The following is a 20,886-nucleotide window of genomic DNA, read 5'->3' as shown; positions in this document are numbered from 1 at the left end:
GCTATCCGGACATAAACTCGGCGATCAGGCGATGAAAGTGATGCGTTCCTTGTTCTCGTGTCGGTGAGTATCGCCCGTGCGTGTAAAAACGCGACCGGATGCCGCGCTGCACACTTTCGACCACAGCCTCGTCCTCTAATTCTACCGAATGCAGGTCGGCGCCCGCACCTTGATCGACCAATGAATCGTCGCCGACGTAGGTCAGGAATTCGACAACCGTTTTGGTCGGCGTCACGGGCCGGACGACGTTGACCGAGACGCCCCACGGATAAAAATTGAACATCATATTCGGGAAGATGAACAGGTATCGCGCGGCAATGTTTCCTTCACCGTCATAACCGGTCTGGAGACTCGAATAGCGGAACGTCTCGGTCTTGTACGTGCCGTAATCGACGATCTCGTTGAGGCCCTTGTGGACGTAAGGGATGTGAAATCCCTCGAGATAGTTCTCGCAATACAACGCCCAATGTGCTCCGATCTCGTATTCCCGTTTTGAGGTCAGACGCAATTGTGAACTGTCTATATCGTAATCGCCAAATCGTTCTGCTGCATCGGCCGTGAACGTATCGAACGACGCCTTAGATTCGACAGACGCGAACATAAAACCTTGCCGCACTGCGAATTCCACCTGCTTTAGGTTGTCGGCGTCAGACGGAAAATCCTCTACGCCCTCGAATTCCGGCATCGACACGAATTTCCCGTCAAGCGAGAACCGCCGGCCGTGATATCCGCAGCGGATCAGCTTAGCCTCGCACGGCTCCTCGACCAATATTTTTGCGCGATGCGTGCAGACATTCGAGAGACAGCGGAACTGATCGCCCTTCTGCGCGAGCAAAACCGGTTCATCGAGCATTCCGGGCAGAAGCGTCAACGGCGTCAGGCCGGTGAATTGGCTTTCGTGCCCAAGGAATTGCCACGAATGCGCGAATATTTCTTCTTTTGAGAGTTCAAACCAAGCTCGATCGGTGTAGAAATCCGATGAGAGCGTCCGGGCTTTCTTGATATCGGGATCGATCTCAAAGATGGACATCACTATGACCTGTAAAGCAAAAACGCGGGCCGATCCTTGTCCCGGTAAAATCCGCGGCAGATGAAACCGAATTCGAACGCCTCTTGAAACTCCAAGCGGATCCGTAATTGCTCGGTTCGGGCTTTCTCAGGGTCGGCTGCTACCAGACCGGGCCAGTCGTTCATGATCTCGATATTCGCGACAGGCGGCTGCGGTTCGCTGACACCGTCGCCATTAGCCAGAGCGGCGACCTTGTCGCTCGCGAGATGCCATTCGGCAAAGAGTCTGTCACTTGCCATGCCCTGTCTTAATTCCGGAGCCGTCGCATAGTCAACTCCGTAGAAATTCTCCCGAAACTCGCCGACGATCGCTCCGAGCTTCTCGATATTAAAGTAGGCGTTCCGGGCTTTAACCGGCTCGAAGGTCCACTTAACATAATTGACGCCGAGAGCCAGGGCCCGTTCTCTCTGGGCCCATTTTAATTTCGCTCCTAACCCGTGAGATTGATATTCCGGCAGGACGCCTGTCATGTGCGAATAGAAGGCCCGCGCACCGCGCAGAAATGCCGGAACGCTCAATGAAAAGCCTGCTAGACGGCCGCCGTCAAAGGCTCCCAGCGCGAATCCTCCTGCGTTCTTCGTCACAACAAAGTGGCGGACCGGCGATATCTCGGCCTCCGGCAGAGGGAAAACCGCACGCTGCAATTGTACGCATGCGGCCATTTCGTCCAACGTAGTACATTCGCGAATTTCCAGATCAGTGGCCATGCTTGCAGATGCTCAAAATGCTAACAGATAGCGTGACCGAACGCTAAAAATAGGTCTTAACTTTCGCTGTGAGTATTTGATATCCTTGAGAGAAGGCCGTCATTCGGTCGTTTCGCCTGCTCCCGCGCTTTCTGCCTAGCATGACCTCGCAGTCCGAACTCGAAGTTCAGGGAACTGTCCTGACCCATCCGTTTGCCGAATTGATGGCGGAAATCGCCACCGCACGGCTCAATGGCAGCCTGCGCGTGTCGGACAAAGAGAAGAAGTGCGTCGTATATTTCAAGTCAGGACGTGTAGCTTTTGCTGTCTCGAACGCACGTTCATCACGGCTTTTCGACATTCTGCTTCGGCGAAACAGGCTAAAGAAGGAAGACCTGAAACAGATATCTAACTTTGCTAACGATCACGAACTTGCGGCCTATCTTGAAGAAAAACATTTTCTGACCAAGAGTGATATCGAACGGCTCTTTACCGAACAGATCGAGGCCATCATCGTCGACCTCATGACGTGGGCAAGCGGTGACTGGACATTCAGTTCGCTCGCGAGGATCCGCGACGGACTATCCTTCGATATCGACACCCGCAGGCTGCTGATCGACTACGGGCGATGCATGCCGGAAGCGATCCTGATGGATCGATTTCGCAGCTTTGACGAGGTTTTTGGCCGCTCCGATCTAGCCGTCGAGGGGTTTGAATTGACGGCCGAGGAATCGTTCGTTCTGTGGTGCACCGACACGGGCAAGCTAACCGCACAGAACATTGTCGACGTCTCGTCCTACTCCGATGCCACGGCGTTGCACCTGATCTATACCCTTTGGCTTGGTGGGCTTCTCGAACGTTACGATTGGCAGCCGGCCCTTTCTCCCGAGGCCGTCGCCGCGATGCGAACCGCAAAGCTCGAACTGCGTCGCGAGGCAAAGCTTCCGGGTACTCCGGAAGCTGTTGCAACCGTCGAGCCAACCGTCGAAGCACCACCGGCCGATGTGCACGCCCCCGTTCCGGAGATCACGCTCTCGTTGGATGAGTATCTCGACAGGGTCGAGAATGCCGCCACATATTACGACATACTGGGCGTCGATGTGTCGGATGAAGCAAGCAAAATAAAACGATCCTACTTTGCATTGGCAAAGATGTTCCATCCAGATCGCTTTCACGCCGCCGGCGGCGAGACATTTAGACGCGTTCAGCACGCCTTTACCGAACTGGCTCAGGCACACGAGACGCTAAAGAGCAGCGAATCTCGCGAAATGTACGATTATCGAATGCGCAAAGAACTCGCAGCCCGTGAGAAAAACCAAGCGGACGGTGCAGCAGGCAACGCCAGCCTGCAGTTGGAACAGGCGGCCGAGAGCTTCCAAGTCGGTTTCAACCTGCTTATGGACGGTGACAATGAGAATGCCCTGCCGTTGCTCGCCCGAGCAGCCCACTACGCACCAAAGAATGCAAAATATCATGCGTATTACGGCAAGGCCCTCTCAGAGGACCAAAAGCAGCGGCACAAGGCCGAGGCTGAAATGCAGGCTGCCCTCAAGCTCGATCCCGATAATTGGACGTTCCGTCTTATGCTCGCTGAGTTCTTCATAAAGATGAATCTAATAAAACGGGCCGAGGGCGAACTTACGCGCCTGTTGGCAAAATTCCCGAGCAATCGAGAGGCGCAGCAGATGCTGGAATCGCTCAAGGCAAAGGTCTAGAGAATTGAGATTGACCGGCTACTTGAAACTATCCCAACAAAAAAGGGAAACTATCAGTCGTGGAGAGCATACTTGCCGAAAGGACCGACGCTGAAGAGAAGCTCCTGCGGATTTCGGCGCAAATGGACGATTTTGAACGGTACCCCGCCGGGCACGCCGCTCACGTTGCGTCGATATCAGATGCCTTGAGTGCCTCGTTCAATCTCGCGTCGCGCGATCGGTTCCTTTTAAAACAGGCCGCTCTCGTCCACGACCTCGGCGAGATGTCAATGAACCGCGAGTATATTCACTCGCCTCGCGACCTAAGCGTAAGCGAATTGCTCGACCTACAGCGACATCCTGTGATCGGTGAGCAGGAGGCCGCAAAGCTCGGGCTGCCGCGCGGCGTTCAACTTATTATTCGTTGGCATCATGAATGGTGGAACGGCTGCGGTTACCCTGACGGCATCGAGGGCGACCAGACGCCGCTCGCGGCACGAATATTGCGAGTCGCTGACACTTACGCATCGATGACCGCCGCACGGCCGTTTCGGCAGCCGATATCGGTGGACGAGGCCCGAAAATATCTGATCGAATGGGCAGGGATCGAATTTGATCCGGCCGTAGTGCGGGCCTTCATCTCGATCCCGCAGGCTGAACAACCCGCCGCGGCAGCCGTTCATATCCACGCAACGCAATAGATGCTTAGCCAAACGAAGATATCGCCGAAAAGCTGGCTCGCGTTTGATCTCAATGTGGTCCGGCGTCTCAAGTTTGATTCCGTCCTGCTGCCGTTTACTGACAGGCCTGCGCTCGGAGCGTATCTCAAACGCTGGAACGCCCGCGTTATGGCAAATGATCCGCTGCAGTCGTCCTGGGTCCGCTGTGTCGCACAGATAACGAACGGCTTCGAACGCCTCTCCGCGGATGACGTAAACACGGTGCTGGAAGATGCCTATGTTCCCGGTTACAAACTCATCAATCCCTCACTGACCAATTGGTTCTCGGAGACGGATTCGTGGTGGTTCGACAATGTCCGCCGGAATATTGATCGGCTCCAGTCGTCGAATTTGCGGGCCATCGCATCGACCATCGCCATGGCAACAGGTGATTACGTGCTCTCGTTCGCCGACGAAACACGCGAGCTCCGGCAGCCGCTGTCGAATGTCTTTCGCCGACTGTGGTCGATCCAACCGGAACCACATGGGAACGGCCAGGAAAATACCGCTTATAACAGGTCGGCTGACGACTTTCTTGCGGAGGCGACGGGCGATTTGATGTTCCTGCGGCTGCCGGGCGCTCATGCACACGGCCTCAGGACATATCTCGGCCGCTCGGCATGGCGAGAGGAATGGCTGCGTCAAGGAAGCGATTTTTGGGACCGTCTCGAACTCAACCAACACGGCAAGCTCGGCGCTCCGACCGAGACAAAGTCACAATACCTGCACCTGCTCGAAGCCACGCTTCGCCGTGCGTCACATATCCGCAACTGGGCCCTCGCCCACGTCGAATCGGGCTTTATTACGACGCAAGACATCGTCGATACGATAGCCGCCATCAGACGGGTGGACACTATTTACACCAAAGACTTTTCTGAGTTGACCGGGACCAAAGCCGTTATCATCACTGCGTAAGGTCGCGCAACCCGCCCGAGCGTGCCGTTCGCCCCTCTCGAATAAACCACACGACACCGGCCAGGGCTGACAGAATTCCGGAAATTATCGTCAACGCCTGTGGCGTCATGTAAAGCATTAGTTCGCCCGCCACATAGCTCATCAGGCCGAAAACCGTCAGTTCTGCCCCACGGTCAAGTGTCGATATGCGGCCGCGAATCTTATCGGGCAGGCTGCGCTGAAACATCGTCTCCTGCACCGCATACTCGACGCCGACTATCGCCCGCGAGACAAAGACGATGATCGCGAACAGCACAAGCGTCGGCATCAAACCGCCTACCGAAAAGATCACGCCATGCACGATCAGCGCCCAGCCGATAAACCCGTAGTGTCGGCCTCGCCGGTCAAGATAGGCGGAGGTGCGATGCGCTATGAGCATCCCTATCGTCAGGCCCAGACCGGTGGCCGTCCACAAGATCGCGACGGCGATATCAGGATTCCAGCCCTCGGTCGCCGCAAATTCGACGCCGCCAATCCGCTCATAGATGATATTGATCGCCCCGCCGCCTGTTGCCCAGATGACGTTCATTATCAGGATCGTCAGAGCAAAATGATTCTTGACCGAATAAACGAGGCCCTCACGAAGCTCCTGCATGAATGGCCGTCGCGCGGCCTTGTCGCGCATTCGGAGGCCCGTCTCGTCGTCGCGAGTGGCCTCCTCAGGGATTCGCCAGACCGACCAGGCCGAGACGAGGAACGAAAGAGCGTTAATGATAAATGCGGCCTGATAGCCAAATATTGCCGACGCCCAGCCGCCCAATGCGGAGCCTATCGCCATAAGCAAGAAGCGTGTCGAAAATAGCAGAGCGGTGCCCGCGAGAAGCCCTTCCTTTCCGGTCAGATTCGGAGCGGCCGCATTCTTCGCACCATCGAAAAAGGCTCCAAAGGTATGCAACAGGATCGTTGCAAGATAGGCGATCCAGAGGTCGCCGGCGTCCCGGACAAGGAGAAACGACAACGCAACGCCGAACCGCAATACATCGGTCGCGATCATCACCTGACGCCTCGAGAATCGATCAACAAATGTCCCTGCTATCGGCGACGCTAGTGCAAACGGCAGCATCCTTGCCAGAAAGAACACCCCAGCCGCAATGGGTGAGGCATCCGAGACAAGACGCACCAGTCCCAGGCCCGCGATAAAGTTGAACCAATTCCCAAGTTCAGAGATGAATTGCCCGGCGAGCAGATTGCGAAAGTTGCGGTTGCCGCGTATCAACTCGCCGTAGCCGAGCGACCGCATCAGTATAGGATGGAGATTAACGGCTGCAACAGCAAGCTGAGCACGGTCAAACTGTTCATTTTTAATGCGTTTGTGTAATCTTCAGGTTATGAGAGCGATCGTCGTTCGAGAATTTGGCGAACCCAACGTCATGCGTATCGCCGACGTTGAAACACCGCAGCCCGCGGCCGGCGAGGTGCTCGTTCGCGTCCACGCCGCAGGCGTAAATCCCGTAGATACATATCTTCGGACCGGCAACCACGCGCACGCGCCGAAACTGCCCTACACGCCCGGCAAGGACGGTGCGGGCATTGTCGAAGCGATCGGCGAAGCCGTCAAGCGGTTCAACGTCGGTGATCGTGTTTATACTGCCGGTTCGCTGACGGGGACATATGCTGAGTATTCGCTCTGCGATGAGAAACACCTGGGACTGTTGCCCGACAATGTGACCTTTGAACAGGGCGCAGGTATCTGGACGCCATACGCAACCAGCTACCGTGCACTGTTTCAGAAGGCCGACGCAAAGGTGGGCGAGAGCGTCCTCATTCACGGGGCATCTGGCGGCGTGGGCCTTGCGGCCGTGCAGTGGGCAAAGCGAGCAGGGCTGACCGTGATCGGTACGGCAAGTTCGCCCGAGGGCAAAGAGATGGTGGCTGCACACGGGGCTGATGCCGTGTTCGACCATTCGGACGAAGAGCACTTTGCTGCAACTAGCGAGTTCACAGGCGGGAAAGGCGTTGACATCATCATCGAAATGCTCGCCAACGTCAATCTCGAACACGATTTCGAATGCCTCGCGATGTTTGGCCGCGTTGTGACCGTCGGCTCTCGCGGCTCGATCGAGTTCACGCCGAGGCTCGCCATGACAAAGGACGCGACCATCTACGGGATGTCCCTGTTCAACGCTCCACAGCCTTTGCTCGACGAGATCCATCCCGCTATCTACGACGGCCTGTCCAAAGGCCATTTGCTCCCGGTCGTTTCTCGCACATTCGAGCTCGATGATGCGCCCGAGGCCCACAGGCAGGTCATGGAAAACAAGGCTCTGGGTAAGATCGTTATCAGTCTGTAGAGCAGGCTCTGGGTTTGATGTGTATCGTGATGGAGCCCTATTCAACGGCAGCCTTGAAGTTATCCAACACCTCAAACACCTGCAGCGCATAGCCGACATTCCCGAACGGGGCCGATACCTGCACGCCCTGGATCAGATCCTTGACCTCGCTCAGTGATTCGCGGGCGATCGTGATGCCCTCATCGCGAGCGGTCTCTTTGTCCTTGTCCGAGGCGACACGCATGCGTTCGAGTATCTCAGGCGTGACGTTTACGCCCGGGACTTCGTTGTGCATAAACTCGGCATTTCGGTAACTAATTAGCGGCCAGATGCCGGCGATTATAGGTATTCGCACATGCTCGATCATATCGAGAAACCGTTTGAGCTGATCGGTATCAAAGACAGGCTGCGTGATGGCGTATTCGGCCCCGGCCTCGACCTTCCATTCAAAACGACGGAGTTCCTCGTCCATATTCACCGCGCCGGGATTTACGCCGACGCCGATCGAGAAGGCCGTCGGTTTGCCGATCGGATTGTTACCGAGGTCCATGCCGTGATTCAGCTTGTTGACCATGTTTGTCAGGCCGATGGCGTCGATGTCGAATACGGCGGTAGCGTCGGGGTAAGGCCCCATCTTTGGCGGATCGCCGGTGATGAGCAGCAGATTGTGCAGCCCCAACGCCGCCGCCCCGAGCAGGTCGCTCATCATACCGAGCAGATTCCGGTCGCGGCAGCAATAATGCAGCACGGCCTCGATGCCGATCTCGCGTTCGACGAGCACGGCCGTCGCCTGGGCCGACATTCGTGTCTGTGCCCGCGGGCCGTCAGGAATATTCACGCCGTCAACTCCGGCGTCCTTTAGCAATCGGATCGAATCAAGCGTTTTCTGTGCATCGCAGCCCTTTGGCGGCAGCACCTCGACCGACGTGACAAATTCCCCACGCGCGACCTTTGCCGCCCAATTTGAACGTTCCTCGGCCGGAACGACCGTCACGTTCTCCGGCGTAAGTTCCTCGATGTGAATGCTCTCTGCTCGCGCTTCACTGATCGCCTGACGCGGGCTGTTTGAGCGGATGCCTTGCGAGATGTGCTTGATGTGTGTCGGCGTCGTGCCGCAGCAGCCGCCGACGAATCTCGCCCCGGCTTGCACGAACCGCCGCGAGAACTCCGCCATATACTCAGGCGAGCCCATATAGAATTGCCGTCCCTGCACATCACGCGGCAGGCCGGCGTTAGGCTGAGCCGACAGGGGCTTGTCGGTCACGCCTCGCATCTCCTCGAGAGCATGCAGCACGTGCGTGGGGCCCATTCCGCAGTTGAGGCCGATGATGTCTGCGCCAAGCTTGTCGAGAGCCTTTGTAAACGTCGCCGGCGACGTCCCGAACGTCGTCTTCAAATCAGCCTGAATTGTCATCTGAGCGACGATCGGCAGTTCGCAAAGCTCCCGCACGGCCCTGATCGCCTGTTCGATCACCGGAAGCTCGGAGAATGTCTCTAGCACGAACAGATCGACGCCGCCCTCAAGCAACGCCTCGATCTGCTCCTTATACATCTCTTTTGCCTCATCAAACGACGTCGGCCCAAAAGGCTCAATACGCAGTCCAAGCGGCCCGACCGCGCCCGCGACAAAAACCGTTTCGCCCGCCGCCTCACGCGCGATCCGGGCAGCAGCGACGTTGATATCGCGCAAACGCGATTCCAGTCCATAGGATTGTAATTTGTGGCGCGTGGCCCCAAACGTATTTGTCTCAATGATGTTCGCCCCCGCTGCAACGTACTCGTCGTGAACCTCACGCACAAGATCAGGCGCAGCGATATTCAGTTCGTCATACGACCGATTGATATAGACGCCCTTTGCATACAGCCGCGTCCCCATCGCCCCGTCAAAGACATAAACATGGTCGGCATCGATGAGTTCTCTGAAGTTCTTCATGTATTATTTGCGATCCGCGAATGTCGATCTGCGATTGCCCCACGAAACGCCAAGCTCGAAAATCGCAAATTCAAATTCGCAAATCAAAAAGCCTCGCCAAACAGCGAGACTTTTCTTGAGCAAAAAGATTTGTCTGTCAGCTGTTTAGCAGTTTATTTAACGTGGTCGCAAGTCGCAATAACTCACCACGAATCTATTAGAATAGTCGGTCGAAATTGTTTGACTGTCAAGCGCCGCTGGTATTGTGGATCCTCTGGTAGTGGACTACTCCATTACCGATCCTCCGCTTGGCTGATATCGATCATACCTGAATCGTCGGTTGTTTCCTTGATGAACAGCATCTTACCGGCGTCTTCTGGAGAAAGTTCATAACCGAGAATCTTCACCGCGGCGGCTAGTACCGGATCAAGCTTCCTCCTAAACGCGGAACCTTTCGGAATTAGTGGAATGTCCGGCACGACCCCCTTCTTTTCAAGGCGTCCGCCGTCGGTCATCACAACATCGCCGATCGACAAACTCATGAACAGTGGGAATACCTTAGTCCTGTAGCCAAATCTCACTTCGGCGCGAACCAACGGGATCACGGCGCTTGTCATAACAGATCCATGGGTTCGATCACCAGCTACTTTCCCCCTTTTCTCAAGTTGCACAACACGGGCAAATACTTCTGACGCCGAGGCCGATCGGCTGTCGACCAAAACGATAAGTTCCCCATTAAAGACCTTCTCCTTCTGGGACTTCGCAACGCGTGCCTCGGTTTTCTTTCGTAGGATGAGATCTAGCATCTTTAGGTCGCGATCAAAAAAGTAGCCGGTCAAATATTCTTCAATGGCTACTGATCCTCCACCATTGCCCCGAAGGTCAAGAATCAGCTTCGAATGCCCGGCAACGCTTTTCATCATCCTGTCGATATCACGCTTTTCGGCCTCAAAAGTGTAAAGCTTGCACGCAATAACTTCCTTGTTTATCTCTACACATTTTACCGGCTCGCTTTTTTCTTTGTCCTTCCGTTTTTTGCGTTCCGCCAAGTGCTCTTTAAGACTCGTTCTCTTTGCCTTGATCTCAAGCTCTCTTTCGGAGCCGGATTCCTTTCTTACAATCAGTCCAAGGGTCTCTGTCGGCGCGAGACTGTGCATGACGTAGAAAAGTTTCCATAGGCTGTCCCGGTCAGGTTCGACCGCGCCGACACGTATGATCTGATCACCGACTTCGAGTCCCGCTTTCTCTGCATCGCTGTCCTTCGTTACCGAAGTCACCAGACACCTGACTCCGACGATCTGCATATAAAAACCGTAGTCAAAATGGTCCTTGCGGGGAGGCATTATCAAAGACGTATGCGAGTCGTCAAACTCCATCAAGAGCTCGGCCAACACTTGAAACATTTGCCAATCGTAACGAAGTGATTCTATGCGGTTTCTGGCGACGTCAAATCGTTCATCCAGTTCGATTCCGCGATATTTAGGATCGTAATAGTCCGCCTTGATGGAATCTTTCATTGCACCCAACCAGGTAAGGAAGATGTTGCGCAACTCATTTGGGCTATCATTTTTCATCTGCCTTGGGGTTTGACTGAACGCGCACCGTTCCGCATATGCTCCGGATAGGGCCAAGTAGGTGAAAATTGCAAAAACGATTGCGGCTTTCTTCATAGGTTGATAACTCGCCGTCAATTGAACAGCGACAAAATCGAGCTCGAGGAGTTATTGCAACAGGATGCCAAAAACCGCGTAGTCTGCTTTCGGCCCGGTCAACTCCAGTCGCCAGTGCGTAAAATCCGACGCATTGTCGCAGCCGTTGCCGCGGCCCTGAAATACCAGGAAATAAGACGTGCCGGCGGCTATGCCTTTCTTCAAAAAACCCGTAGCCGAGCCGACCGTGCCCTTGAATCTCAACTCTTTGTAAAGCGATACCATCGAGCCCTCTTCGCGTGGCTCGCGGAGGTCCACGCCGAATTTGACCATTGTTCGCGGCATCGGGAGCGTGAGCTTGCCCTCGCGTCCCGATGCGGATTTGATCGTGAACATCCAACGCCTGTTCGCGAATGCCTCAACGATGCTCAGGTCGATCTTCTTGCCCGCATCCTCGTCTTTGTCGAGATCGCTCAACCCTTTGATGCCGTCCCAGCCGGCTTCGGTCATGTAGAGGTCGGTGGGGGCATCGAACCTGATCTCATTGAGCAGACCGAGCATATAGCTGTCCGGCCGCTCTGTCGAGATCGCATAGTAACCCGGATCTACACAACACGCGCAGGCAAGCGTCCGAGATGGCAGGGCAAAAAGGAACCCGAGGGAAAGGGCACAAACAAGCAGCTTCTTCATTAGCGGCCTCCTATCGCTTCTGGCAATTGCGGCAGTAATATGTCGAGCGTCCACCTTGTTTTAACCGACTTATCGGCGTTTTGCAAGCCATGCACGCTTTGCCTTCTCTGTCATAGACGTACCATTCCGGATCATTGCTCCGGCTGAAGTAATTGCCCTCGAGATCTCGCGGATCGACCTCGAGCATTTCCGCACCACCGATCGCGGTTTGCAGAACGGCCCTGATGCTCTCGAATAGCACCGCCGCCCGCGGACGCGACACCTTGTTAGCTCTCATCGCCGGATGCAGCCGGGCGTGAAACATCGCCTCCGAAGCATAGATGTTGCCGAGGCCCGTGACCTTTGTCTGGTCGAGAAGGAATTCTTTGAGGCTGCGTTTCGACGCCTTTAGCGTTGAATGCAGATAGGCCGGGGTGAAATCTTCACCGAACGGCTCGGGTGCGAGTTTTGACAGCTCTTTTGCTTCGTCCAGCTTTGCGGTGGGAACGATCTTCATCAGGCCGAAATGCCGCTGGTCGTCGAAAACGAGCTTCTCATCGGCGTCAAGATGAAACAGCGCATGAGTAAATTTCGGCTCCGCTTCCTCCACCGGCAGCAGCGAGAATCGCCCGCTCATCCGCAAATGCACGATCAGCGTCTTTGCATTGTCGAGGTCGATCAGAATGTGCTTGCCGCGGCGGCCGACAAAGTTAACACGCACATCAGCCAAAGCAGAGGCAAACTTTCGCGGCGTCGTATCCGGCGCCAAGCGTGCCCGTAAAAGCTGTGCGGTCAATATCTTGCGGCCGCGAATCAAGTGATCCAGGGATCGGGCAATTAGTTCAACTTCTGGCAACTCGGGCATGGGAATTAGGATCGACCGCGTAGCGGTCCGTTGAATATAGCCGTGGGTTTCCACCCACCGACCGGGTAATGATATAAGTCTCGTCGCGTAGCGACGATTGAGTGCGGATTCAGTCGTCGCTACGCGACGGGCCCCGTCTGGACATCTAACCGTGGGTTGAAACCCACGGCTACGATCACGCCATCGCTGCGCGATGTAAGACGGGTCAAACCTTTGTATAATCCGTCAGAGCCGTCTTGTCGCCCAGTACTGAGCCCGGCCCTACCGATGCGTTGCGGCCAATGTGGCAACTGCGGCCGATGACCGCGTTGTGGATCTCGGCGGCGGCGGCAACACGCGTGTGGGCCCAGATGACGGAGTTCTCGACGACCGCCTTTTCCTCGAGCAGTACGCCGGGGCCGATGACTGAATTAATAACTTGTGCACCCGGCTTGATCGTGCAATCCTCACCAATGACCGAATTCTTGTCCACCTCGGCATGCGTTGCGACGCCTGCCAGATCGCGTCCATCGAGATCAAATCCACTGACAACGCCACTCAGAAAATCGTGATGCACCTTTAGATACGTCGCCGGTGTGCCAATATCCAGCCAGTAATCGCCATTTATCGTAAACGCAAAGAATGGCTTTTTGCGCTTCAAAATGTCCGGGAAAACATCGTACTCGAATGACTTGTTTGCATCCTTTGCGATAATGTCGAGTATCGACGGTTCGAGAACGTAAATACCTGCATTTATGTTGTTTACCGTTCTATCCGCAAGCTCGTCGGGTTGCGGCTTTTCGATAAACCGCAGCACATGCCCGTCGGCGTCAGTCTCGACAAGCCCGTACCGCGAAGGGTCCTCAACCGGCATCAGCGTGATCGTCGCCTCGGCTCCCTTCTCTTTATGCAGTTCCAGTATCTTCGTTAGATCGACCGTCGTCAGGATATCGCCGTTAAAGACCACCGTCGTCTCGCGCAGCGCGTCCTCGGCAAATTTGTATGCGCCGCCCGTGCCCATCGGGCTCGGCTCGGTGATGTATGTCAGGCTGACGTCAAATTCCGCCCCGTCGCCAAGGATCTGTTGTATCTTGTCGGGCTGATAGCTGAGCGAAAGCGTAATGTCAGTGATCCCAGCCTTTTTGAGGACGTCGATCTGATACAACAAAAAAGGCCGATTAACGACGGGGACGATCGGTTTTGGCGTATAAACCGTCAACGGCCTCAGCCGCGTCCCCTTACCACCTGCAAGAATCAGTGCCTGCATAGAAATTACAAGACTAAAAAATGCCGCCCCAAAAATCAAAACAACTCGATCCACAACCGATCGCTGCATGGTAAATAAACAAGTTTGTGTAAACATAAAACTGATTGACACTTTTCAGGTCAATTGCTATCCTGTATCTCACAGGTCCGTAAGGGTTTACCTGTACCCGTCCTCCCATGAAAAAGACCCTCACGGCTTTGTCAGGCGGAATTTTTTCCGCACCTCCAACACCAGCGATAATGGGCTTCGATAAAGCAAAGGCGATGCGCAGTGCTGAAAAGTATGTTGCGCAGGGCAAGATACGTCAGGCGATAGCCGAATACCGGGCCGTCGTTGACAATGACCCGCGCGATATCGCGACGCTCAACATGCTCGGCGATCTCTATGTAAAGGCTGCCGAGAAACGCGATGCGGTCAACTGCTACATGCAGGTCGCGGACCATTACAACAAGCAGGGCTTTGCGCAGAAAGCCATCGCCGTTTATAACAAGATCTCACGCATCCAGCCCGATTCCATCGACGTCTCAGCGAAGCTCGCCGAACTGCATAAGGTCAAGGGATCACTTGCCGAGGCGCGTTCGCATTACACGACCCTTGCCGAACATTACCAAAAGCAGGGCCGTCGGCTCGAAGCGTTGGCGATGTATAAGCAGATCGCGCTGCTCGACCCTAACAACACCGACGTCTGCATCAATCTGGCAGACTCATACCTTCGCGAGGGCCAAAAAGATGACGCCGTCGAGGCGTTTGCCGAGGCCGGTGCCCGCTTTGGCCGGCTTGGCCGTCACGAAGAGGCCATCCGAGCCCTGATGAAGGGCTACGACATCCATCAGACAGACCTGCGCATTCTCAACGGCCTCGTCAAGGCCCAGTCCGCTCTCGGCCGCGCGGGGAAGGCCGTTTCCCTGCTCGAAGAGATCCTTGAGAATGAGCCCTACAACCGCGAGGTACTGTTCCTGCTGATCGAATGCTGTATCGATTCGCAGAACGCCGCGGGTGCTGAAAAAGCAGTCGTAAGGCTTGTCGAGACCGAGCCGGCCAACTACCCGAAATTCCTCGACCTCATCCGCATCTACCTCAACGTCAACGACGCGGCTTCGGCCGCACGTATCCTGACAATGTCGGCGGAATACCTGCTCGCGGGCGGCCAGTCGGAAGAATGCGGCCAGTGGATCAATGAGATACTCGAACGCGACCCGAACCAACTCGCCGGCCTGCGGCTGCTCTATCGCTATAACTCGTGGCTTAACGACGAGAACGGCATCCGGCTCGCCCTGGAAAGACTCTACGCAGCGGCCTCGATACAAGGCTCCGTCGAAGACGAGCGAACGGCACTAAAGCAGCTCGTCATCCAGCGCCCACACGAGACGCGCTACCGCGACCGGCTCGCCGAGATCCGTGACGAGTTCGGCGCAGACAACGACGAGGAAATGTCGCCGATCGCAACGGAGGAGGCTCACGCGACCGACTACGATCTTCCACAGATGACGGCCGTCGAGCGGAACGGTGAGGTCATCGATGCGCACGTCGTCGAAACAGTTCACCAGGCTTTGGTTGCGGACAGAGAGGAGGCTTCCGGGCTCTCGCACGCCGACGAGCAGAAGATTCAAACAGAGCTCGAGAGCATCGAGTTCTATATCGACAACGATTACAATGACCTCGCAGAAAAGGCGCTTGCTGAGCTTGCCAAGCAATTCGGCGACCGCGAAGAATTTGCCCGCCTCCGCTCTATGATCGGTGCCGCCCCCCCGGCCGAACCCGTCACCGAGATCGTCGTAGAGGAATGTGTCGCAGCCAACGCGATCGGCATTGATGAGATCAGGTCTGAGTTTGGCCTTGACGAGAACCCAACCGGCGACCACAGCGACTACGACACGCACTATCACATGGCCGTCGCATATCAGGAAATGGGCCTGATGGAGGACGCCATTCGCGAATATCAGGACGCCGCCAATATGGTCACGCCAAACGACGGCACGCGGCGATACTTCCAGTGTGCCAATCTCCTCGGCCACTGCTTCCTCGAGAACGGCATGGCCCACCACGCGGTTACGTGGTTTGCCCGGGCCTTGGGTACGACCGAATTATCACAAGAGGAATATCACGGCCTCTGGTACGAACTCGCCTCAGCTCACGAGGCTAATGGGGATGCCGACGAAGCTGCCACTTTGTTTGAGAAGATCTACGCCGAAAATGTCGACTTCCGCGACGTCGCAACCCGCGTCCGCGAACTCGTCCCAGCACGCTGACATGTAGGCATGTGGCCCCCATGCCCGTGTGGGGTTAATGTTTGAAATGGCGAATCCCAGTGAACGCCATTGCGATGCCGTGTTCGTTGGCGGCGGCGATGGATTCGTCGTCTTTGACCGAGCCGCCCGGTTGTATGATCGCTGTCACGCCGAGGCGTGCGGCCTCATCGACGCTGTCGCGGAAAGGGAAGAACGCATCCGATGCCAGGGCCGAACCCGTCAGGTCGAAACCGAACCGTTCCGCACGCATCGCCGCGATCCGCACCGAATCGACACGATTCATCTGGCCGGCACCGACGCCGAAGGTTTGGTCAGGGCCGGCGAGGACAATGGCGTTTGATTTGACGTGCTTACAAACAGTCGAAGCGAAGAGCATGGCTTTCACTTCGTCGTCGGACGGACGGCGTTCGGTGACGATATTGAGATCGGACATCTTGAGAGTATGGTCGTCACCGTCCTGAACCAGGAAGCCGCCTGCGATCTGCTTGTACTCGACGTGCGTTGAGCCCTTACTTACAGGCGGGCTACTGACACGGAGGACACGCAGGTTCTTCTTGGTCTTGAATACTTCGAGGGCATCGTCGTCGTAATCGGGAGCGATGATGACCTCGGAGAAAACTTCTATAACGACCGCGGCGGCTTCGGCATCGACCTTACGGTTAAATGCGACGATGCCGCCAAATGCCGATACGGGATCGGTTGCGAGGGCACGTTTGTAGGCTTCGAGGTTTGTTTCGCCCACGCCGACGCCGGATGGATTTGTGTGCTTGATGATCGCGACGGCTGTGTCGTCAAGATCGTTCACCAACGCCCAGGCCGCGTCGGCATCGACGTAATTGTTGAACGACATCTCTTTGCCGTGAAGCTGCTCGGCGTTGGCGATACCACCGCCGTCGGCCGTGTAGCGAGCCGCTCGCTGATGCGGGTTTTCCCCGTAGCGGAGGTCTGAGACCTTGGCAAACCTGAGAGTAGCCTGATCTGGAAAGAATCCGGTCGCTATCGCTCCCGGTTCTGCATTGTCGCTCGGATTCGAGAGGTAGTTCGAGATCGCCGTATCGTACTGAGCGGTTCTCGTGTACGCGGCGGCGGCCAATCGGGAACGCATCTTAAGCGACAGCGAGCCTGCGTTGGCAGTCATTTCAGACTGAACGTCGCCGTATTGAGCGGGATCGGTTACAATTGCAACATCGCGCCAGTTCTTAGCCGCTGAGCGGATCATCGCGGGGCCACCGATGTCGATGTTTTCGACAGCTTCGGCGAGGGTGACGCCGTCTTTGGCGATGGTTTGTTCGAATGGATAGAGGTTGACCACGACCAGATCGATCGGCTCGATACCGTGCTCGTCCATCGAGGCAATGTGCTCTTCATTGTCGCGCAGGGCGAGAAATGCCCCGTGGATCTTAGGATGCAGCGTCTTGACGCGGCCGTCCATCATCTCTGGAAAACCGGTCACCCCGGACACGTCGCGAACCGTCAACCCGGCATCGCGCAATGCCTTTGCCGTGCCGCCGGTCGATATGATCTCGACGCCAAAACCGTCGAGCACCCGAGCCAATTCGACAAGACCTGTTTTATCGGAAACGCTCAATAGAGCACGTCTCACCTTAATCAATTCACCCATTGTGTTGACACTCTTATTCGTGCATTCGTGGCTTGGTTTTTAGCCACGAATGCACGAATGAAAACAAAAAAGCGGCCGTAACGACCGCAACCCACTTTTAATACTCGCCATCCTATAGTCAAACAAAGAACCGCCCGATGAACAGCAGGCTGATCAAAAATACGAGGGCGACGATGATAATTTTGATTAGGCTCACGAATCTTCTATCCTGAACTCGGTCGCGATAAGAAAGAGAAATTCTATTGCGCCGCTATTCCCGATGTCAAAAGCCTGCCGGTCGATATTGTCTTTCTTTACTGGCTTGCTGGTCATTCTAGGGGCATTCATCACCGCAAGTGCACAGGACATCGAGGCTATTGTCCGTCCGGATGCGGAGCGGTCTGTTGCCCACATCCAATGGCGTGATCGTCCTATGAGAGACGAACGTTCGCCCCTCACCTTTCTCTCAAGCTACGCGGGCATTGGCCTTCCGAACGAACGCATTATCAACGTTAGGCGTGATCGGGAATGGTGGTCTTATGATGTCGATCTTAGGCCACCAAAACCATCGGCAGCCAGGGCTCATATCTCGTGGCTCACGACAGAGGGTGGAATTCTGATGCTTGGCGACCTCCTACCACAGCCTACATCAGGTAGGTCGGTGAAACTCAGCCTGAAACGGTCTGAGGACCTAGATTATGAGATTATGAGTCTTGCAGATGCCGACAATGCGGTCCTGATCCTGGGCAAGAACTGGAGGCGAGAACAAGTCGTCGCCGGCGAAGCAAACCTCGGCACGCAACTATTAGGCGAGTGGCAATTTGACGACGCCGACCTAGGATCGCTCGCGGCGGAAATATTCGACCGTCAATCTCGTATATTCGGCGATCTTCCCGCCGGAAAACATTATCAGATCGCGCTGGCCAAGTTAGGCGGCCCTCATGGCATCTGGGAAGGCGACACGCGCGGCACGAATGTGACGATATTGTCCACCGATATGCCGTTTAGATCGCAATCTCTCCAGCGTCTCCACGAACAATTGCGGCATGAGATGTTCCATTTGTGGATCCCTGAGGGCGTGAATCTGACCGGGAATTACGACTGGTTTTATGAGGGGTTTGCGTTGTATCAGTCGCTCAAGCTCGGCGTGGCGGTGAATCGGCTGCGGTTTGAGGATTATCTTGATTCGCTTAGTCAGGCGTATTCGATCGACCGGCGACTTGGCGGCAAGTTGTCGCTGATAGACGCGTCAAAGACCCGTTGGTCGGGCGACAATAACTCGCTGATCTACGCCCGCGGGATGCTGGTGGCGTTCCTGTGCGATCTGGTGATGCTTGAGGTGTCTAAGGGGAAACGCTCGACCGACGACATCGTGAGAGAAGCCTATCAGAAGCACAGCGGCACGGCGGCACCGACGGATGGCAATGCGGCAATCACGGCGATAATGAAGCAACGGCCGGAACTTGTGCCGATCGTCGAACGTTATGTGACGGGCCGAGAAAAGCTTGATTGGACGGCACTTATTAGTTACGCCGCTATTGAATCGACAGACGGTACATTAAAAGTCGTAGCAAAACCAAACAGTCGGCAGAAGAAATTGCTCGACAAGTTGGGTTATAATAACTGGCGAAAACTGTCCTCGACCCGTAAATGAGAACGCATTACCTGACCTTTATTCTCCTACTACTGCTCGCGCTCGCTCAGCTTGGCTGCGGCGATATGGTCGGCAGCATCATCGGGCCTAGTGATACGGCCACTGTCATCGCCAAGACTGCGCAGATCCGCACCTCTTACGCCGTGGTTGCGGCCGATCTGCTTGAGGTCAAGCGTGGCGACCGACTCGACGTTATCGACACGATGGAGTACGAAAAGGTGCTCTGGTATCGCGTGCGTGCGTTTGACGATGCACAGACCGAGGGCTGGATCGAGGCGCAGAATGTCATCACAAGCGACACGCTGGCACGCTCGCGTAAGATCGCCGAGGACTTTAAGGACCAGACGCCTCAGGCCGCAGGCATTATCCGCTCGGCATCGAATCTTCGTTCAGCCCCGGATATGGATCCGGAGAACGTCCTATTCAAGCTGGCGCACAGTTCAACCTTCGAGATCATGGCTTGGAAATTCGTCCCGAAGCAGGAAGTCCCTGATGTCGATGATGCTCCACGCGGCCAGCGAAAAACGGGCAAGCGAACCAAAAACGAGGATATCGAAGCAGCCAAAGAAGGGGAACCTGAGAAGATAGATGAGAAGTACGACATCTGGTATCTTGTCAAGCTCGACCCATCGGTCTCACCGGCACCGGCCGGATGGCTGTTTGGCCGCCAGGTCGAGTTGCAGGTGCCGAGTGATATCGTCTTTTTTCAGCACAATAACCGGAAGTTCGTGACCTGGCAGCGGCTCGACGCCGACTCGGCAAACAAGGTCGGAGCGGGTGATAAAACGCTTGCACCGGGCAGTTGGGTCATCCTCTCGCGCAGCAGTTTTTCAAAACCGATCGACGGTGTCGAGCCCGATTTCGACAGCATTCTTGTGCTGGCTTTCGACAAATACGACCAGTCGTATTACACCGTCTGGAAGACCTCGCCCAATACCGAGGTTTGGGGCACGCTGCCGCTGGTCGTCGACGGCAGAGGTGACAACAAGACCTTCACGGTCAAGATCCGCAATCCTAACGGCCAGATGGACGACAAGCGATTCATTGTCTTTAAGGACAAGAACCGCCTAAAAGTCACGCCGCCCGAGGACATCGCCCAGTACGAGGTCAAGCAGGTAAAGAAATGACCTCGCCCGACGACGCAGAAAATCCATTCCCGGAACCTGTCGAGATCGAGATCACGGATTCGCTCGACCTGCATTCGTTTGCCCCGCGAGATATCCGTGCGGTCGTTGAAGCATACATGGCCGAGGCTCACAAGAAAGGGTTTCCGATCGTGAGGATCATCCACGGTAAGGGCGTCGGCGTTCAGCGTGAGATCGTGAGAAAAACGCTGTCTGAGATGGATTTTGTCGAGTCGTTCAAAAATGCGCCTGAGTTCTCAGGCAGTTGGGGAGCGACCGTCGTAAAGCTCGACCTCTAATGTTCCTCTATAACCTCAGCCCACTCGTGGACCGGTTCGTGCACGGCCAACCGACGCTGAGCATCATCTAACTGCGCTTTGAGTTCGTTGTAACGATATTCGAGGCCCTGCAGGTATCTCTGCCGTTCGCGATAGATGCGGTCGATGTAGAAGAGGTAGGCGAACTGAAGGCCGGCAACGCCGACGAGGACGAGTGAGAGGCCGATCAGGGCATACATGAGCATAAT

The 20,886-nt window shown here is 55.6% G+C and carries 18 protein-coding genes and 1 riboswitch; of the genes, 8 read left to right on the top strand and 10 right to left on the bottom strand.

Going from position 1 to position 20,886, the window contains the following annotated elements; translation table 11 throughout:
- Window position 1: 1 nt before the first annotated feature.
- Window positions 2-1,030 (bottom strand): Rieske 2Fe-2S domain-containing protein, encoded by a 1,029-nt coding sequence (locus tag IPM59_07605; protein ID MBK9215452.1) that lies wholly within the window; start codon window positions 1,028-1,030, stop codon window positions 2-4.
- Between the two features lie 2 nt (window positions 1,031-1,032).
- Window positions 1,033-1,731, bottom strand: coding sequence for a GNAT family N-acetyltransferase (locus IPM59_07600; GenBank protein ID MBK9215451.1), 699 nt, complete (start codon window positions 1,729-1,731; stop codon window positions 1,033-1,035).
- Window positions 1,732-1,916: 185 nt separating this feature from the next.
- Here IPM59_07600 and IPM59_07595 point away from each other — a divergent pair, with 185 nt between their 5' ends.
- The 3 genes from IPM59_07595 to IPM59_07585 are packed head-to-tail and all read left to right on the top strand — an operon-like array spanning window position 1,917 to window position 5,083.
- On the top strand, window positions 1,917-3,470 hold the full coding sequence (locus IPM59_07595) for a DnaJ domain-containing protein (protein MBK9215450.1): 1,554 nt from the start codon (window positions 1,917-1,919) through the stop codon (window positions 3,468-3,470).
- Window positions 3,471-3,529: 59 nt separating this feature from the next.
- Window positions 3,530-4,150: an HD domain-containing protein gene (locus IPM59_07590; GenBank protein MBK9215449.1), complete on the top strand. Its 621-nt coding sequence runs from the start codon at window positions 3,530-3,532 to the stop codon at window positions 4,148-4,150.
- Window positions 4,151-5,083 carry a hypothetical protein gene (locus IPM59_07585; protein MBK9215448.1) on the top strand — a complete coding sequence of 311 codons (933 nt, stop codon included), beginning with the start codon at window positions 4,151-4,153 and terminating at the stop codon, window positions 5,081-5,083.
- On the opposite strand, the gene IPM59_07580 is transcribed toward IPM59_07585, so the two are convergent.
- Entirely contained in the window at window positions 5,073-6,362 is a 1,290-nt protein-coding gene (locus tag IPM59_07580) for an MFS transporter (GenBank protein ID MBK9215447.1), read from the bottom strand. The genes IPM59_07585 and IPM59_07580 overlap by 11 nt on opposite strands.
- Window positions 6,363-6,450: 88 nt before the next feature.
- On the opposite strand from IPM59_07580, the gene IPM59_07575 reads away from it, so the two are divergent.
- Window positions 6,451-7,413: an NADPH:quinone reductase gene (locus tag IPM59_07575; protein MBK9215446.1), complete on the top strand. Its 963-nt coding sequence runs from the start codon at window positions 6,451-6,453 to the stop codon at window positions 7,411-7,413.
- 37 nt (window positions 7,414-7,450) lie between these two features.
- Here the strand turns inward: IPM59_07575 and IPM59_07570 are convergent, their stop codons facing one another.
- The 5 genes from IPM59_07570 to IPM59_07550 all read right to left on the bottom strand — a co-directional run bounded on the left by IPM59_07570 (window position 7,451) and on the right by IPM59_07550 (window position 13,733).
- Entirely contained in the window at window positions 7,451-9,325 is a 1,875-nt protein-coding gene (locus tag IPM59_07570) for a bifunctional homocysteine S-methyltransferase/methylenetetrahydrofolate reductase (GenBank protein ID MBK9215445.1), read from the bottom strand.
- A 123-nt stretch (window positions 9,326-9,448) separates the two neighbouring features.
- Window positions 9,449-9,524, bottom strand: a riboswitch (SAM riboswitch).
- A gap of 73 nt (window positions 9,525-9,597) precedes the next feature.
- Window positions 9,598-10,974, bottom strand: a complete 1,377-nt coding sequence (locus IPM59_07565; GenBank protein ID MBK9215444.1) for a hypothetical protein — start codon at window positions 10,972-10,974, stop codon at window positions 9,598-9,600.
- A 51-nt stretch (window positions 10,975-11,025) separates the two neighbouring features.
- Entirely contained in the window at window positions 11,026-11,643 is a 618-nt protein-coding gene (locus tag IPM59_07560) for a hypothetical protein (GenBank protein ID MBK9215443.1), read from the bottom strand.
- 10 nt (window positions 11,644-11,653) lie between these two features.
- Window positions 11,654-12,487 (bottom strand): bifunctional DNA-formamidopyrimidine glycosylase/DNA-(apurinic or apyrimidinic site) lyase, encoded by an 834-nt coding sequence (gene mutM / locus IPM59_07555; protein ID MBK9215442.1) that lies wholly within the window; start codon window positions 12,485-12,487, stop codon window positions 11,654-11,656.
- Between the two features lie 205 nt (window positions 12,488-12,692).
- Window positions 12,693-13,733, bottom strand: coding sequence for an NDP-sugar synthase (locus IPM59_07550; GenBank protein MBK9215441.1), 1,041 nt, complete (start codon window positions 13,731-13,733; stop codon window positions 12,693-12,695).
- Between the two features lie 176 nt (window positions 13,734-13,909).
- Between IPM59_07550 and IPM59_07545 the strand changes: the two genes are divergently transcribed.
- Window positions 13,910-15,982: a tetratricopeptide repeat protein gene (locus IPM59_07545; GenBank protein MBK9215440.1), complete on the top strand. Its 2,073-nt coding sequence runs from the start codon at window positions 13,910-13,912 to the stop codon at window positions 15,980-15,982.
- Window positions 15,983-16,016: 34 nt separating this feature from the next.
- Here the strand turns inward: IPM59_07545 and purH are convergent, their stop codons facing one another.
- Entirely contained in the window at window positions 16,017-17,594 is a 1,578-nt protein-coding gene (gene purH / locus IPM59_07540) for a bifunctional phosphoribosylaminoimidazolecarboxamide formyltransferase/IMP cyclohydrolase (protein MBK9215439.1), read from the bottom strand.
- 421 nt (window positions 17,595-18,015) lie between these two features.
- Here purH and IPM59_07535 point away from each other — a divergent pair, with 421 nt between their 5' ends.
- From IPM59_07535 to IPM59_07525, 3 genes are read left to right on the top strand one after another with little or no spacing between them, the layout of a single operon-like run.
- The gene (locus tag IPM59_07535; GenBank protein MBK9215438.1) at window positions 18,016-19,236 is read left to right on the top strand and encodes a hypothetical protein; all 1,221 of its coding nucleotides are present in this window, start codon (window positions 18,016-18,018) and stop codon (window positions 19,234-19,236) included.
- Window positions 19,233-20,363 (top strand): hypothetical protein, encoded by a 1,131-nt coding sequence (locus IPM59_07530; GenBank protein ID MBK9215437.1) that lies wholly within the window; start codon window positions 19,233-19,235, stop codon window positions 20,361-20,363. The genes IPM59_07535 and IPM59_07530 overlap by 4 nt, the downstream gene beginning before the upstream one ends.
- Window positions 20,360-20,659, top strand: coding sequence for a Smr/MutS family protein (locus tag IPM59_07525; protein MBK9215436.1), 300 nt, complete (start codon window positions 20,360-20,362; stop codon window positions 20,657-20,659). The genes IPM59_07530 and IPM59_07525 overlap by 4 nt, the downstream gene beginning before the upstream one ends.
- On the opposite strand, the gene IPM59_07520 is transcribed toward IPM59_07525, so the two are convergent.
- Window positions 20,656-20,883, bottom strand: a complete 228-nt coding sequence (locus tag IPM59_07520; protein ID MBK9215435.1) for a hypothetical protein — start codon at window positions 20,881-20,883, stop codon at window positions 20,656-20,658. The genes IPM59_07525 and IPM59_07520 overlap by 4 nt on opposite strands.
- Window positions 20,884-20,886 lie beyond the last annotated feature (3 nt).

This window comes from Chloracidobacterium sp. (assembly GCA_016715795.1).
GTDB lineage: Bacteria > Acidobacteriota > Blastocatellia > Pyrinomonadales > Pyrinomonadaceae > OLB17.
The sequence above is the reverse complement of the archived record's forward strand: the minus strand, read 5'-3'. Positions and strand labels throughout refer to the sequence as shown.

Excerpts from the sequence above, each read along its gene's own strand:
- IPM59_07535 (MBK9215438.1), top strand. The coding sequence starts at position 18,016 with ATGAGAGACGAACGTTCGCCCCTCACCTTTCTCTCAAGCTACGCGGGC.
- IPM59_07575 (MBK9215446.1), top strand. The coding sequence starts at position 6,451 with ATGAGAGCGATCGTCGTTCGAGAATTTGGCGAACCCAACGTCATGCGT.
- IPM59_07605 (MBK9215452.1), bottom strand. The coding sequence starts at position 1,030 with ATGTCCATCTTTGAGATCGATCCCGATATCAAGAAAGCCCGGACGCTC.
- IPM59_07580 (MBK9215447.1), bottom strand. The coding sequence starts at position 6,362 with ATGCGGTCGCTCGGCTACGGCGAGTTGATACGCGGCAACCGCAACTTT.
- IPM59_07525 (MBK9215436.1), top strand. The coding sequence starts at position 20,360 with ATGACCTCGCCCGACGACGCAGAAAATCCATTCCCGGAACCTGTCGAG.
- IPM59_07550 (MBK9215441.1), bottom strand. The coding sequence starts at position 13,733 with ATGCAGGCACTGATTCTTGCAGGTGGTAAGGGGACGCGGCTGAGGCCG.
- IPM59_07530 (MBK9215437.1), top strand. The coding sequence starts at position 19,233 with ATGAGAACGCATTACCTGACCTTTATTCTCCTACTACTGCTCGCGCTC.
- IPM59_07520 (MBK9215435.1), bottom strand. The coding sequence starts at position 20,883 with ATGCTCATGTATGCCCTGATCGGCCTCTCACTCGTCCTCGTCGGCGTT.
- IPM59_07600 (MBK9215451.1), bottom strand. The coding sequence starts at position 1,731 with ATGGCCGCATGCGTACAATTGCAGCGTGCGGTTTTCCCTCTGCCGGAG.
- mutM (MBK9215442.1), bottom strand. The coding sequence starts at position 12,487 with ATGCCCGAGTTGCCAGAAGTTGAACTAATTGCCCGATCCCTGGATCAC.
- IPM59_07585 (MBK9215448.1), top strand. The coding sequence starts at position 4,151 with ATGCTTAGCCAAACGAAGATATCGCCGAAAAGCTGGCTCGCGTTTGAT.
- IPM59_07565 (MBK9215444.1), bottom strand. The coding sequence starts at position 10,974 with ATGAAGAAAGCCGCAATCGTTTTTGCAATTTTCACCTACTTGGCCCTA.
- IPM59_07595 (MBK9215450.1), top strand. The coding sequence starts at position 1,917 with ATGACCTCGCAGTCCGAACTCGAAGTTCAGGGAACTGTCCTGACCCAT.
- IPM59_07545 (MBK9215440.1), top strand. The coding sequence starts at position 13,910 with ATGAAAAAGACCCTCACGGCTTTGTCAGGCGGAATTTTTTCCGCACCT.
- IPM59_07570 (MBK9215445.1), bottom strand. The coding sequence starts at position 9,325 with ATGAAGAACTTCAGAGAACTCATCGATGCCGACCATGTTTATGTCTTT.
- IPM59_07560 (MBK9215443.1), bottom strand. The coding sequence starts at position 11,643 with ATGAAGAAGCTGCTTGTTTGTGCCCTTTCCCTCGGGTTCCTTTTTGCC.